Genomic DNA, 15920 nt, shown 5'->3' on the forward strand with positions numbered 1-15920 from the left:
TTGCGAGTGGACAAAAGAAGGTTCTGGACGGGCAAAAAGTAGAGCTGAGCGGACAAAAGCCGCGGTTGAATGGACAAAACTTGAGGTACTGGACAAAAGCGGTTTGTGAATGGACAAAAGTAAATCGTGGATGGACAAAAAGTAGAGCTGAGCGGACAAAAGCCGCGGTTGAATGGACAAAACTTGAGGTACTGGACAAAAGCGGTTTGTGAATGGACAAAAGTAAATCGTGGATGGACAAAAAGTAGAGCTGAGCGGACAAAAGCCGCGGTTGAATGGACGAAACTTGAGGTACTGGACAAAAGCGGTTTGTGAATGGACAAAAGTAAATCGTGGATGGACAAAAAGTAGAGCTGAGCGGACAAAAGCTGCGGATGAATGGACAAAACTAACACCAGATAGTTATCTTTCGAGCGGATAGCATCACCATAGGATCACATAACTAATAATTGGATCACAAAGCATCCCGACTTGAGCGGAAGACGCCATGTCTTGATCACACATCATTCTTTCGAGCGGATAGCATCACCATAGGATCACATAACAAAATAATTGGATCACAAAGCATCCCGACTTGATCGGAAGGCTACATGCTTTGATCACATAACAATCTTTCGAGCGGATAGCATCACCATAGGATCACATAACAAATTAATTGGATCACAAAGCATCGCGACTTGATCGGAAGGCTTCATGTTTTGATCACATAACAATCTTTCGAGCGGATAGCATCATGATAGGATCACATAGCAAAATAATTGGATCACAAAGCATCGCCACTTGATTAGAAGGCGCCATATCTTAATCGCATAACTAACCTATTAGAACTAACGCCATGTCTTAATCACATTGCAAACGATTCCTTCACAATAAGCCCACATACTGAATCGACACCCCCTTTCTCCACATCACACACATTCCTATAGAACAAAAACCGTATCCGCTAGATTACTATCCGGAGCTACAATATTACTTTCGTTCATGAAAATCCGAAAATCATAAGAACGATAACTTTTCGCCATCATATACCAACAAAACCACAAATATATCATTTATTTATCAAACCTATTAAATTATTATTAAGTAGTAATATCAAAACTATTACTTGGGGGAAATAAATTAATGACGAAAAAACAATATAACAAATTTTTAAATACAGCAATCGCAGCAACGGTAGTAGCATCTGGAGCAGCAATGGTAGCGCCCAATACAGCTGATGCAAGTGAAAAGTTTTCAGATATAAAAGTAACAGATAATTTCTATGATGCTGTTATGAGCTTAGCAGATAGAGGTTTCGTAAAAGGATTTGAGGATGGTACATACGGTCCGCATAAAAGTATTACGCGCGGACAAGTGGCAGTCATCCTAGCGAATGCATTAGGGTTAGATAAAGAAAACGTAACAAATCCAGAATTTAAAGACGTTTCAACAGATCATCCTTATTATAGTTCGATTGCCGCTCTACAAAATGCAGGTTATGTAGCTGGTTTTGAAGATGGAACATTTAAACCAGGGGAACCAATTAACCGATATCATATGGCTTTAATCTTAAAAGCCGCATATAACTTATCAGCATCAAATGTGGATGCACTTCCATTCACTGATGTATATAAAGATTACAAAGAATCCATTGCAGCACTTTATGAAAATGGCGTAACTTCTGGTAAAACACCAACTTCATTTAAAGGTTTAGATAATGTAACACGTAGCCAAATGGCATTATTTATTGTAGCAGCTGAAAAAGCAGTAAACCCGACGATTACTATTAGCGAGATTACAGACACTAAAGTTGTGACAACAAAAGGTGAGTATTCATTTGTTCCGGAAGTTGCTGAAATTTTCACAGAAGCAAATGAATCAGCGTTAAAAAATGCACAAGCTCAAGTAAAAGTTGAAGCAGGCAAAATTGTTGAAATACAAGCTTTAACATTAAACAGCGCTGGTACAGCTGAAACGTCAGTCGTATTCAATGGTGGCGCTGCAAAAATCGGTGCATTGACAATTAATGCTGACCATGTTGAAGTGAATAACTTAGAAGTTACTGGAGATATTACAGTTACTGATAGTGTGTCAACTCAAACAAAATTAATACAAGTAAAATCAAATGGTGAATTAATTGTAGAAGAATCTGTTCAACCAGTAGCTGCTCGAACTTTCTTCTCATTAATGACTGCAACTGAAGAAGTAGGACCAACGATTACATTAGAACAATCTTCAGTACAAGGAGTTCAAGCAAAACGAAACAACCTAGTATTAATTTCTGATACAAAATTAGGTCATATCACTGTTGCACCAGCAGTATCTACTATTAAAGTTGATAGTAAAGTAGATAAAGTGGTTGTTGATAACTCATTAGCAATCTCAGGTAATGCAACAATAAATGAATTATCAGTAGAAAAAGAAGCAAATGTTTCAGTAAATGTTACTGGCGTAGTGAAAAACTTAATCGTTAAAAATGGAACATCTAAGGTTGAATTAGGTACATCTACTCAAGTTGAAGCTGTTAAGGTTCCAGTTGCGTCTACTCCTTCAACAATTATTTCGAACTACGATGATGTAAAAGATAATATTATTTCTATCGTTGATGATGAAGGTACTGAAATTGATGAATTAACAGACGCAGAAGCTTATCAAATTTTCTTAAACGATATTGCAAATGCTTCTGAAGGTGAAACTGTTGAATTAAGACGTGACATTACGGTTACTTCCCCATTAGTAATTGATAAAGCAATTACATTAGAAGGTAATGGTCATAATCTGGTGATCAACACTGGTAGCGATGATTATAGTAATACATTAAAATCATTATTTATCAACGCAGATGCAACGCTTCAAAACATGATTGTTGAAAACGGTGAATTAACAAACGACAACTTGATAGAAGTACAAGATGCAAATGTAACACTAAATAATGTTGCTATTCTTAATAGTAAACGTGCAGGTATTGCGCTTCTTGCTGGCGGTAAAATGACTCTTCAAGGTGAAATTACATTAAACGGTAATACTTGGGGCGGTATTGATGTAAGTAAAGAAGGTTCACATTTAACAATTGCAGAAGATGCAATGATTCATTATGATGGTGCGAAAAAAGTAAACGGCCAAGTAACGCCAATCGTTTATATTGATAATGAAGCGAAAAACATTGACCCTAGTGTTTACGTTACTGACAACGCTGGAATTTTACCGGAAGCTGTTTATGTATTAAAAGGTAAAGACGAATTTAACGTTGAGACAAATGAACTTTCAACAAAAGAAGAAGCAAACTTCGTATGGTTTGGTGGAACACCGATTTCTGAAGAAGGCGCAATTTCAAAATTCCTAGCAGATATCGAGGCAGCTGAAGTAGGTGACACTGTTGAATTAGCTCGTGACATCACATTAACTCAACCATTAGCAATTGATAAAGCAATCACAATTGATGGTAATGGATTCACTGTGACAGTAGAAACAGGAGCAGATGACTGGAGTAATACATTAAAATCAGTATTTATTAGCGCAGATGCAACATTAAAAGATATCAAGATTGTGAATGGTGAATCAACAGACGATAATTTAATCGAAGTACAAGCTGCCAATGTTACTTTACAAAACGTAACAGTAGAAGGAAGTAAACGTGCAGGTATTGCAATCTTAAAAGACGGTAATGTAACACTTGAAGGAAAAACAACTTTAAAAAATAACGCTTGGGGCGGAATGGATGTAAGTCAAGAAGGTTCTCACTTAACAATTGCTGAAAATGCATTCATCTCATATGATGGCGCAGTGAAAGCAAATGGACAAGTAACTCCAATCGTTTATATCGATAATGAATCGAAAAATATAGATCCAAGTGTTTATGTAACAGACAATGCAGGAATTTTACCTGAAGCTGTTCATGTAGTAAAAGGTGGAGCAAGTGGCACAGAAACTGAAACAAACGAAAGAGCAACATTAGAAGAAGCAAATTTCGTATGGTTCGGTGGAGAGCTTGAAGCAAATGAATATCTAGTAAACCAACTTGAGTACGATCTTGCAAATGCAGAAGCAGGAGAAACAGTAGAACTTGTTGCAGATATTACGATTTCAGAACCACTAGCAATTGATAAAGAAATTACATTCGATGGTAATGGACGTACAATTACAGTTGCAACAGGAGCAGATGACTGGAGTAACACATTAAAATCATTCTATATTAGTGCAGACGCAACATTGCAAGATGTTGATATCGTAAATGGTGAAGGTACTGACGATAACTTAATTGAAGTTGAAAATGCGAATGTAACGTTAGAAAACGTATCTGTTGAAGGAAGTAAACGTGCAGGTATCGCAGTATTAGCAGGCGGTAATGTCACTTTAGAAGGTGAAACTTCATTAATTGATAATGCTTGGGGCGGTATTGATGTAAGTAAAGAAGGCTCTCACTTAACAGTAGCTGAAGGCGCAACGATTGCTTACACTGGTGCGTTAAAAGAGAACGGCCAAATGACACCAATCATTTATATCGACAATGCTGCAGGAAATATTGATCCGAGCGTTTATGTAACAGATCTTTCTGGAACATTACCTGAAGCGGTTCATGTGTTTAAAGCAATACAAAATGGTGTTGAAACAAACGTAATAGCTTCTAAAGAAGAAGCAAACTTCGTATGGTTCGGTGGCACGCCAACATTAGTTGAAGAGTCTCCGGTAGTTGACTCTTCAGAAGAAATTGTAGAGTAATAGAATTTGCTACAAGGCAGTGAACGTAAACTTTAGGTTTTACGAAAATTTAAACATGCTAAGTTTCCTTTGAACTTTCAGATATCGGGCTACCAACCAAGTATTTGAAGCAGGTTCATATTTAGATAAGATGCTCCCTCAAGAAATTGAGGGAGTATTTTTCAATTTTATATTTGATTGAATCGAAGTTATTCGTAAAACAGGTTGTTTTGGCTGATGAAGGTTTAATAGGATCGCAAGGAATGAGGAATTGATCGTTTAGCAGAATGATTCGGGCGGATAGAGAATTCTCATCTTTGGAGAAAACTGTTTTGAGCGTATATGAGGTTCATTGGATCACATAAATGAACGATTTGGTCACTTAGCAGAGTGATTGGAGCGGATAAGAAGGCGTTTGGATCACATACGTTTTTTTGGGGCGGATATGTTTGTCATTGGATCACATAGGTGAAGGAATTGATCACTTAGCAACGCAATTCGGGCTGATAGAAGATTCTTCCTTTAAAGAAATGCTTTTGGGCAGATAGCCCCACCATTGGATTACACAAACTCCAAGGGATTAAAAAAATAAGAAACGACTAAATTATTGCATTAATCCCTTCTATCAAAAGACATGATTCGATATTTAACGGAACTATTTCAGCACTTTCCCGTCTTATTATTCCGTACATTTGAACTAAAAAACGTATATTCTAAAATCTAACAAACTAGTGTATACTTTATGCTTGAGAGAGAAGAAATTACTATTTTTTAACAAGATTGATTAATTAAGAGTGGAGAAGTTAGTTATGGTTTTTAGTAGCCTAATATTTTTATACGTATTTTTACCAATTGTAATTCTTTTATATTTTATATTGCCGAAGATATTTCGTAATACGCTTCTTTTAATCGCGAGTTTGTTCTTCTATGCATGGGGAGAGCCCACATATGTTGTGTTAATGCTGATTTCCATTTTGATTAACTATATTATGGGTCTCGTTATTGACAAGGCAGATGGGAAATCAAAACGGCTTAGTCTACTTTGGATTACGATCCTATTAAACTTTGCAATTCTTGGATATTACAAATATGCTGGATTCTTTATTGATATATATGCAGATATTACTGGTCAAACTATTGAATGGGAAGCAGTACCTCTGCCAATCGGTATATCTTTCTATACGTTCCAAGCAGTCAGCTACATAATCGATGTGTATCGTAGAGATGTAAAAGCACAGCGAAGTTTAATCGATTTATCGTTATTCATTTCCTTGTTTCCACAGCTTGTGGCAGGACCAATTGTTCGTTATCAAACGATTGCTGAACAAATTAAACAACGTTTTGTAGCAAGCTCTGATTTAATGATCGGAACGAGACGTTTCATTCAAGGTTTAGGGAAAAAAGTATTAATCGCCAATCCAATGGGATCCGTTGCAGATGAAGTATTTGCAATATCGGCTGCTGATTTGACTACAGGTACCGCATGGGTCGGAATTATCGCATACTCATTACAAATCTACTTTGATTTCTCTGGTTACAGTGATATGGCCATCGGGTTAGCTCGTATTTTTGGTTTTAATTTTGAAGAAAACTTCAATTATCCATACATAGCACAATCAATTACTGAATTCTGGCGTAGATGGCATATTTCATTAAGCTCATGGTTTAGAGATTACGTGTACTTCCCGCTTGGTGGAAGTCGAGTAAGTCACCAATGGAAAGTCTATCGTAACTTATTAATTGTATGGACGTTTACAGGGTTCTGGCATGGTGCTAGCTGGACGTTTATGGCGTGGGGCTTTTATTACGGAATTCTCATCTGTTTAGAGAAAAAATTCTTACTGAATTGGTTGAGCAAAATTCCAAGAGTTGTTCGCCACGTATATGTACTAATTCTTGTAATGATTGGATGGGTGTTCTTTAGAGCGGATAATTTTACATATTCATTTGACTATATAAAAACAATGTTCTTTATTACAGAAAATGAATTTTATGATTATAGTACGTTGATTTATTTACAGGATAATGGAATTTATTTCGCTCTGGCAATTGTGCTTGCAATTCCAATTTATATGCTGTACCAAAATTGGACGGAAGCAAAAGCTGAACAGTCGCTTGCATTTGCAGCATCACTCCGAGTTTGGCAAACTGTGTATTATATGGGGTTAATTTTAATTGTTACAATGTATTTAGTAAATGCAACACACAATCCATTCATTTACTTTAGATTCTAGGTGGAAAACATGAAAATTTTAAATTATTTATTACCTATAGCTTTTATTTGTACATTGGTTGGTGGATTGGCGCTTCATCTTGTCATTAAAGATCGTCCTATTTCTGACATGGAGAACCGTACTCTACAAACAGTTGGTGAATTTGATGCATCACTTGAAAGCACACTCAATGGGGAATTGACGAAAAAGGTGGAATCATATATTTCCGATCAGTTCCCATTCCGTGATGCTTGGATGAAGGCGTATGTGCAAGCGCAAGGGAAAATGGGGAAAACTTATATAAATGATTCCTATTTCGTGGATTATGCAAGTGGGTGGATCATTTCTAAACCGGTTCTGGATATGAAGGAAGAAGAGAAATTGGATGAATTTGCAGATGGATTTGTGGAAATTCAGGATGGGTTAAACGAACATGACACCCCAATGGCATTTTTCACTTTCCCAGCAAAGGCGACTTATGTACGTGACCCGAGCCCAGCTTATTTACCTAAGGATACAGGTGAAGAAAGCAATCGATTGTTGCATAGCATATTGACTGAAAAGGGTATTGATAATGCGGTACTGATGGATTTCATTGGGGATGACGTTGATGTGCATGATATGTATTTCAAAACTGACCACCACTGGAATATCTATGGCGCTTATCATGGGTATAAGGCTTTAATGGAAAACATCAGTGCACGGATTGATGAGGACATTGAACCGATAGCATATGATGAAGCGGCCAATGTGTGCTTAGAGAAAGATTTTGTAGGCTCATGGAATAAACAACTGTATATGACAGTCAATAGTGATGATCAAGTTTGCTATAACTATCCCGAATCCTTTGAAACTCAGTTCAAGATCTATAAAGGACCTGTGGCAGAAGGTAAGGAAATTGCGTTTAACGACATTTATGGTTTAGTTAGAAATAATCCTGAAGAAGATACTGTTTCGTATGCAACAGGCTACACTGCTGATTATGGTGTGTTAAATATTGTGAATGAACATGCTGAATCCGATAAGCATATCGTTGTTGTGAAGGATTCCTATTTCAATGCAATCCAATTCCACGTAGCAAGTCATTTCAAACAATTGACGGTACTGGATTTACGTTATATTGAAGAAAATCCTGTTGATTTTATCGCTGAATTAGACGCAGATTATGTATTCTTTGTTTATAATGATCGTAACTTTAATGTAGTGGAGATTTATTAATAAAAAAGCGTATTCGAACATGTTTCGAATATGCTTTTTTGATGTTTGATTTGCAACTGAAGCTGAACCTGATTTTATCGCTCTACAATGTGTCCGAATGGATCAGTTTTGTGACCAAATCGCTCTAATTTATGTCCGAATCGCCCTAATTTGTGACAATATCGCCCTTCACGAACAAGAGCTGCATTTATCGCTCTAAAATGTGTCCGAATGGATCAGTTTTGTGACAATATCGCTCTAATTTATGTCCGAATCGCCCTAATTTGTGACCATATCGCCCTCCATGAACAACAACCACATCTAACATTCACTAGTTCTACAAAACATCATCTCAAAATTAAATTCTATAATTATTTAAGAGGGAATATCATAAATTAATATAAATAAATTGGACGGAAATTAAATTTTTCTGATATTCAGATTGTATAGGAGGGGATGTATGCTTGAACATTGTTATTGAAAATGCAATAACGAATTTCGAATTCTATCAAAATAATATTCCATTAAACTATCAAAAGATGATAGAGAAACACCCCTCTGATTATATTGCGTTGGGTGCTCGAAGCGAAGAGTCATTTATAGGAATCATACTGGCAAAGAAAAATTTAAAAATATCAATAATAGAAATTGTTTATTTAGCTGTAAGTGATTGGAATAAAACTACAGGTGTTGAAGAAATGCTAATCTATGCATTGGAGGATAAAGCCCAAAAGGAAAAAGTCAACTTTATTAATTTCGACTACTTTGATAATAATGATTTGGATTACTTAAAATATATTGATGGGATTCTCCGGAAAAATAACTGGTCCTCCTTACGAACAAAAAATTATATCTATATAACTCGGAGTTTCAAAGTAGAAGAACATTATTGGTTCAGAAGATTTATAAAAAATACTCAAAATCTGTCAATATTTCAATGGGGGTTACTATCAGAAGACGACCGTCAAAAGCTAAAAGAGGAAGAGGGAAATGGATATCCTAAAAAACTATCTCCTTTTATAAATGAGGATCAAATTGACAAAAAAAGTAGTATTGGCGTCAAAGCTGATGGAAAAGTAGTTGGCTGGTTTTTAATTCAAGAAGTATCACCAACCATGGTGTTTATAAAATCTGTTTACCTTAAAGAAGGTTATAGGAGCATTGCAAATATTAAACAATTAATGAGCACAGGCATAATGCAAACAATCTATAAAAGTAAATCGAAATATGTGATGTTTAGTATTGGAGAAAGTAATAAACAAATGTTGAACTTTGTTGAGCGAAAATTTAAAAACGCTATCATCAGCAAAAAACCAGTTTATCGTTCATTAAAAAGAATCAATCAAAACCATTAATTTTTTGAGTGTATGGCAATAAGTTATGCGCGATTTTTTTGCGCGAAAACTGGAATAAAATGTTAAACTTTATTCCTTACCTTTTATTATATAAAAATACTATTTTAGAGTAATCAAACATTGTATGCTTAATACCACTATTTTTTGTCTAGAATTTTATTAAATTGAAAAAATGATAAATTACAAAACTTCTATGTTGTTGGCAGGTTATTCATTTTATAATTAAGAAAAATAATCAAAGGAGCCTATCATGAGCAAAATACTAGAATTAGAGTTGAATGTTTCAGATATCAGTCATAGAGTGAATCGAATTATTGAAGTTGAGGAAGAAAGTACTTTTGATCATTTAAGTGAAATTATTCAGATTGCCTTTAACTCTTTAGAGTTCGAATCATTTTTATTCGAAGTGAAAAGAAGCAATGGGCAAGATGAAAAAATGTATATTGGCGTGGACTTTGATGGTAGCTGCATAAAAACTAGCTCTATATTAGATGATGAGGAAGAAATTTTAGCAGATTGGTTTAAGAAAATAGATGACTATGCGAACTTTAAGATTGATAGTGACAAAGATTTAAACATCCAAATTTTATTTAAAAAAATTAAGGAAGAAAATATTTATATTGAATATCCGAGATGTATTGGTGGGGAAGGTCATTTGGATGGCTCCACTCATGCAGTTAATATAGAAGAAATCTCGGAGCAATTAGAATTTGTTAATTTCATTACAGATGAATTTGTGGAAGAATTTATGCGGGATTTAAATATAGATGATGAAATGGAAGATCCAAAAACAGATTGGCGAGATCTCTTCGAAGTCGCAGATGAATTGAAAAAGTTAAAGCCTTGGGAATATTTAGATAATAACCAAACGATTGTAGTAGAACATCCTGAATCGAAAACAATGCTTTACATTTGTGTAATGGGTGCAGGTGGACAAGAGTTTGGACTATCAATTTATCTTGATGATAAAGGCCGTAAAACGATGGAAAATATGCAGCTTGATAAATTACAAGACGACTTCTTATTTAATATGGAATGCTTGAATGTTACATTTGTGGATCGTGATGAACTAACAAATGATGACTATCAATTAATTAAGTCACTGGGGCTAACTTTTAGAGGCAAAAGAAATTGGATCCAATTCCGCTCTTATACACCTGGGAAATTTCCATGGATTCCAAACGATCGTGATGCAGATTTTATATTATTTGCAATGCTTGAAACAATTGAAGTTGTTAATAAATGTAAGAATGGATGGGAGTTTCCTAGCTTGCCAATAGGTGACTATTATTTCCGTAGAATTGAATTTGTTAATGACACATTTCAAGTAGTTGAACATATTATTACCTTTAATGAAAAGGAAAATCAGGTACTTGAGCCTATTTTAGTCGATATTTCGGAATTAGAAATAAAACAATTAGCAAAAAAGAAAGTGGAGCAAGAAGAGCTTGAATTCGATCTCTTGTATATGCCACAAGCAGTGCAGGAAAATCCTGGTGAACGCCCATTTTATCCATTATTGGTAATCGGAATGAGCCGTAGTTCAGGAATGGTTATTTACCAACAAATGCTGTCAATTGCAAAAGACTCATTTGTTGCACAAATTGCTTTTATCGAAATGCTAAAAAGTCTAACATTTAAACCAAGTACAGTCTATGTATCTGAAGGTGTTTATTCGACTGTTGCAAACTTATCAAAAGCCATCAATGTACCTATTAAAGCAGGCAAGTTAATTGCGATTGCCGATTTAAAATCTTATATGGAAATGAAATAAAACATTGAATTATTTACGCGCTAGGCATCTTGCATAAAAAAATGTAGGTGCCTGGTTTTGCGAACTTTTATCAATGAACGGGCACTCAACCTTAAATAATCAAAAACAAAAAAGCATTCCAGAAGCTTATATGTCTGAAATACCAATCATACTGCTACAATATAAATAAGTAGATACGACTGTAAAAGAAAGGTGAAATTATGAATCAAAGAAAGGGACTCGTGATGCGGGAGATACGAATGGATGAGATGGCGCAATCCATCGATCTGTTGAACTATGTCTTTCAAATGTCGATGTCCATAAAAAAAGATCGTCGTTTTGTTAGTGAGAAAAGTAGACAGTTTAATGAAGGGCATGCAATTGGTTGGTTTGATGGCGATCATCTTGTATCCCAAATCCTAAGCCTTCCATTCCAAGTGAATATTTATGGAGTACCGTACGAAATGGGGGGGATCACTGCCATTGGTACCTACCCTGAATATTCTAAGCAAGGGCTGATGGATCAATTAATAAAAGAAACATTGACGATCATGCGAGAAGAAGGCCGATATATTTCGTATTTATTCCCATTTTCTATCCCTTACTATCGAAAAAAGGGCTGGGAGATAATGAGTGATATTGTAGAGTTTCAGGTAAAAGATACTCAGTTCCCACATTATAAGCAAGTGCCTGGAAAAATTCGTCGTGTGAATACGCGCCATCAGGATTTAGTAAGTGTCTATGATCGCTTTGCTGCGAAAACCCATGGTGCGATGATTCGTAATACGATTGCTTGGAATGAAAAATTCCACGAAGATTATTGGGAAGAGAAGTTTGTTGATACAGATGTCGTCTTGCAGGCCGCGGTCTACTATGACGAAGATGATGTTGCGCAAGCTTATATGTACTACCGAATTATGGAGGAAAATTTCTATATAGATGAAATAGTTTATTTAACGGAGGAATCTCGTAAAGGGATTTGGAATTTTGTTTCTGCTCATACTTCCATGGTTTATAATGCTTATGGCAAAACTACTGGAAATGAACCTGTTGCATTTTTGCTGGAAGATAGCGAGATTATTCAAGAGGTTTCGCCTTATTTTATGGCACGAATTGTAGACGTACAAAAATTTCTGGAACGCTTCCCATTTGATGAACCTAATTTCCATATACGATTTGCTGTGTTCGACCGTCTAGTTGAATGGAATAACGGCACATACGATATTGAGTCGGTCGATGGACAGGTGACAGTCAATAAAGTAAATGATGTGGATGAGGATATCACTGTTCATTTAAACATACAAACTCTAGTTACGATGCTCCTAGGTTATAAGCGCCCTAAATATTTAGAAAAAATTGAACGACTTAGAGGTAAAAATGAAACCATTTCTACTTTAGAGGATATACTACCAATTGGCATTCCGACGTTTATCGATTATTTCTAGGTAATTGGAAGTAGCATTGTTTAAAATTACCTAACTTGTTAGTACATGAAAGTAATTATAAGGTATTGGTAATGTCATGCCGCATTTGAAATTGTTCACTACCCTACAAGTAAAGTGCTGGATGGGTTCCTCTCATGAGCAAAGAAAATAGAATAATACTAATTAGTTTCGGGAGAATTAACAAGTATCTCTAAATGTAAATAATAATTTAATTAAATAGCCAGGTACATAAACAATTATGTTTCATCGTTGTTTGTGTACCTGGTTTTTTTGTTCTTCTTTCCAAATCATTTTCAATGAGAAAAGTCATGATGGTATTAGCTGATGAGATATAAGCATAGGCTAATCCAACATAATTGTTTTCAATAATCGAATATTTACAAGATGACGTATAAGAGAAATAGATAAAAATATCCTAGTCTATCAAAATAGAACTCATTATGAGTTCTGCTTTTTATATGGGATCTTTCCAAAAAGATTACCAAATTTTATTGAACGTTTATTAAGTTATATAATTTATAGTCATTATTAAGAAATTTTTTTAAGACGATGTTGTAAGAAAAATTAGTGTTGAGACTCTGAGATTTTGTTAATTAAACTGTCGAACTGTCGTACGTAATTTTTATAAGTATAAATTGTTCTATATAAATAATCTCTCTTTGTAAATATTCAAGGTTAAAAAATTACAAAACTCTAATAATAATTAAAATTAAATTCACAAACTTTTATTAAAATAGAAGAAACTAGAAAAGGTGGTAGGAAAATGAGTAAATTTACATCAAAAACGATGTTTGCGTTAGCTACTGCTGGTGCTGTAGTGGTAGCACCAACTATTTCAACGCAAGCAGCTGAAGTAGAATATGAAATGTCAGTTGACGCGCGTTATAATTCTGGGATTGTGAATGCAGATGGCGGTACAACTGAAATAATCGCATATAACAAACATAATAATTCGGTTTATTTAGTAAATGGTGAATCGAAAAAAGTTGAAGCGGTTTCATTAGACTATAACGAAACAAATGCAATGAACTTAAAACCATTCTTCTCGGTAGATGTGGCAGAATTAATTGCTACAGTTGATGCTGATTTTGTTTACGGTGGGCTACCAAGTATCGCTGTTCACCCAAATGAAAATGTGATTGTGGCGGCTGTACAAGCTAATGACTATACAAAAGAAGGATATGCTGTATTTTTAACGGGTGAAGGTGAATTAATCAGCATTGTAAAAACGGGTGTGCAACCTGACAACATTACTTTCTCACCAGATGGTTCTAAGGTGTTAACTGCGAACGAAGGCGAACCACGTGACGGTTACGGTGAAGGAATTATTGACCCACAAGGTACGATTTCAGTAATCGATGTAACGGATGGCTTTACAAACCTAACTGCTGAGAACGTTACATTTGAAGCATTTGATACAGCTGAAAAACGGGCTGAATTAATAGAAAATCAAGTAATCTTAAAGAAAGGTTCTAATCCATCAGTAGATTTAGAACCTGAATATATCGTTGTAAGTGAAGATAGCAAACAAGCCTATGTTGCATTACAAGAAAACAATGCAATTGCAAAAATCGATTTAACAACGAATGAAGCAGTGTCTGTTGAAGGTTTAGGATTTAAGGATTTTAGTGCTGAAGGAAATGAACTTGATCTTCGTAAAGACAAAGTAGCTAAACTTCAAAATGAGAATTATTTCGGTATTTATATGCCAGATGGAATCGCTACTTATAGCGCAAACGGTAAAAATTATATCGTTACAGCTAACGAAGGTGACGGCCGTGAGTGGGGCGAAGAAGACACAGAAGCTTTCCATTTAAATGAAAATGAAGTAGAAGTCGATGGCAATGAAATCGTACTTTTCGATACAGCAGAATATGAAGGTTTCGAAGAAGGAAAAGAGTATATCTTTGGTGGTCGTTCATTCTCCATTATTGACGCTGATACTTTAGAAGTGGTTTATGATAGCGGTAGCGATTTCGAGCGTATTACTGCTGAGCTTTATCCAGAATTCTTCAACTCTAGTAATGATGAAGTGAAACTAGATGACCGTAGCGGTAAAAAAGGTCCAGAACCGGAAGATGTAAAGATCGGTAAAATTGGCGATCAAGTATTCGCATTCATTGGCCTAGAGCGTATCGGTGGTATTGCAATGTACAATATTACAGATCCAACAAGTGTAGAGTTCGTTGATTATATTAACACTCGTGACTTTAGCGAAGACATTAAAGGTGACGTTTCTCCTGAAGGATTAGCATTTGTAGGTGGAGAAAAACCAATGTTACTTGTCGGTCATGAAGTAAGTGGAACTGTAACAGTATTTGATTTATTAAAATCAGAAGCGCCTGTAGAAGAAAATCCAGCTGAAGAAACTCCTACAAAAGAGGTTTCATTCAACGACATTAAAGGTCACTATGCCGAAGATGCTATTTTAGCAGTTGCAAATGCTGGTTTATTCAGTGGTATAAATGAAAATACATTTGCACCAAATAAAGGCTTCACACAATCACAGGCTTCTATCGTGCTAAATCGTTTAGCAGAGGCAAATGGTTTAAATTTTGATATTCCAGAAAATCATTCAAATAAACCAATTACACGCGAGGATTTTGCAGTAGCAGTTTACAACTATTTAGAGCAAAGTGGTGCAGTATCAAATCCAAACGCATCCGTAACAAACTATAAAGATGATGCGAAATTAAGTACAGATGCGAAACAAGCTATTTATGCATTACAAGCAGAAGGATTAATGACAGGCGATGAAAAACAAAACTTCAATCCCAACAAACCTTTAACACGTGCACATGCAGCAATCGTTTTCTCGCATATCCTTGGAGAATAAGGTTGAAGCGCGGCGGCCATTAGAAACGGAGTTGAATAACTCTCCAGAAACTTTTCTGGAGAGTTGTTTTTATGTATTCACCTTTATCAAATAAATATCCTCTCTACTCTTTTGCGTATGTGGTCAAATAGACATTTTATATGCCCCAATCAAAGGCAATGGCTCAAGACGGAATGCTTGTGATTAAATAGAAAGCTTGAATAACTGATTCCAAACTCTATCTGCTCGAAAGCCACCCATACCATCACACTTGAAAAAAGGTTAGGCATGAAATTTATTCCGTAACGCATCAGTCTGTATATTGCTGTCCCAACCCAGTTGAAGAAGTTGATCAATTCTTCAATCTATCTATATAATCGATTCCTCCGCTAAATCTCCGATTCATCTCATAGACTAGTTTAATTTCAACCTAAAAAAGACGAGGAGTTCATCCTCGCCTTTCTA

The 15920-nt window shown here is 35.5% G+C and carries 8 protein-coding genes; all 8 read left to right on the forward strand.

From position 1 onward, the window contains the following. Window positions 1-229 precede the first annotated feature (229 nt). The 8 genes from CD30_RS20145 (at window position 230) to CD30_RS12080 (ending at window position 15476) form a co-directional block, all read left to right on the forward strand. The gene (locus CD30_RS20145) at window positions 230-421 is read left to right on the forward strand and encodes a hypothetical protein (protein WP_141096058.1); all 192 of its coding nucleotides are present in this window, start codon (window positions 230-232) and stop codon (window positions 419-421) included. A gap of 701 nt (window positions 422-1122) precedes the next feature. Then, window positions 1123-4698: an S-layer homology domain-containing protein gene (locus CD30_RS19555; RefSeq protein WP_052126180.1), complete on the forward strand. Its 3576-nt coding sequence runs from the start codon at window positions 1123-1125 to the stop codon at window positions 4696-4698. A 788-nt stretch (window positions 4699-5486) separates the two neighbouring features. Continuing rightward, window positions 5487-6911, forward strand: coding sequence for an MBOAT family O-acyltransferase (locus CD30_RS12055; protein WP_036177249.1), 1425 nt, complete (start codon window positions 5487-5489; stop codon window positions 6909-6911). 9 nt (window positions 6912-6920) lie between these two features. Beyond that, window positions 6921-8108, forward strand: coding sequence for a DHHW family protein (locus tag CD30_RS12060; RefSeq protein ID WP_036177251.1), 1188 nt, complete (start codon window positions 6921-6923; stop codon window positions 8106-8108). Window positions 8109-8551: 443 nt separating this feature from the next. Continuing rightward, window positions 8552-9442, forward strand: coding sequence for a hypothetical protein (locus tag CD30_RS12065; protein WP_036177253.1), 891 nt, complete (start codon window positions 8552-8554; stop codon window positions 9440-9442). Between the two features lie 250 nt (window positions 9443-9692). Further along, a complete protein-coding gene (locus CD30_RS12070; protein WP_036177254.1) occupies window positions 9693-11216 on the forward strand; it encodes a DUF7309 domain-containing protein in 1524 nt (507 codons plus the stop codon). 200 nt (window positions 11217-11416) lie between these two features. Further along, the gene (locus CD30_RS12075; protein WP_036177255.1) at window positions 11417-12640 is read left to right on the forward strand and encodes a GNAT family N-acetyltransferase; all 1224 of its coding nucleotides are present in this window, start codon (window positions 11417-11419) and stop codon (window positions 12638-12640) included. A 763-nt stretch (window positions 12641-13403) separates the two neighbouring features. Then, window positions 13404-15476 carry a choice-of-anchor I family protein gene (locus CD30_RS12080; protein WP_036177256.1) on the forward strand — a complete coding sequence of 691 codons (2073 nt, stop codon included), beginning with the start codon at window positions 13404-13406 and terminating at the stop codon, window positions 15474-15476. Window positions 15477-15920 lie beyond the last annotated feature (444 nt).

Origin of the sequence: Ureibacillus massiliensis 4400831 = CIP 108448 = CCUG 49529 (assembly GCF_000772965.1) — a bacterium.
Classification (GTDB): Bacteria; Bacillota; Bacilli; order Bacillales_A; family Planococcaceae; genus Ureibacillus; species Ureibacillus massiliensis.

What these genes read in the sequence shown, in the direction of transcription:
- CD30_RS12060 (WP_036177251.1), top strand. Translation starts at nt 6,921, where the DNA reads ATGAAAATTTTAAATTATTTATTACCTATAGCTTTTATTTGTACATTG.
- CD30_RS12070 (WP_036177254.1), top strand. Translation starts at nt 9,693, where the DNA reads ATGAGCAAAATACTAGAATTAGAGTTGAATGTTTCAGATATCAGTCAT.
- CD30_RS12075 (WP_036177255.1), top strand. Translation starts at nt 11,417, where the DNA reads ATGAATCAAAGAAAGGGACTCGTGATGCGGGAGATACGAATGGATGAG.
- CD30_RS12080 (WP_036177256.1), top strand. Translation starts at nt 13,404, where the DNA reads ATGAGTAAATTTACATCAAAAACGATGTTTGCGTTAGCTACTGCTGGT.
- CD30_RS19555 (WP_052126180.1), top strand. Translation starts at nt 1,123, where the DNA reads ATGACGAAAAAACAATATAACAAATTTTTAAATACAGCAATCGCAGCA.
- CD30_RS12055 (WP_036177249.1), top strand. Translation starts at nt 5,487, where the DNA reads ATGGTTTTTAGTAGCCTAATATTTTTATACGTATTTTTACCAATTGTA.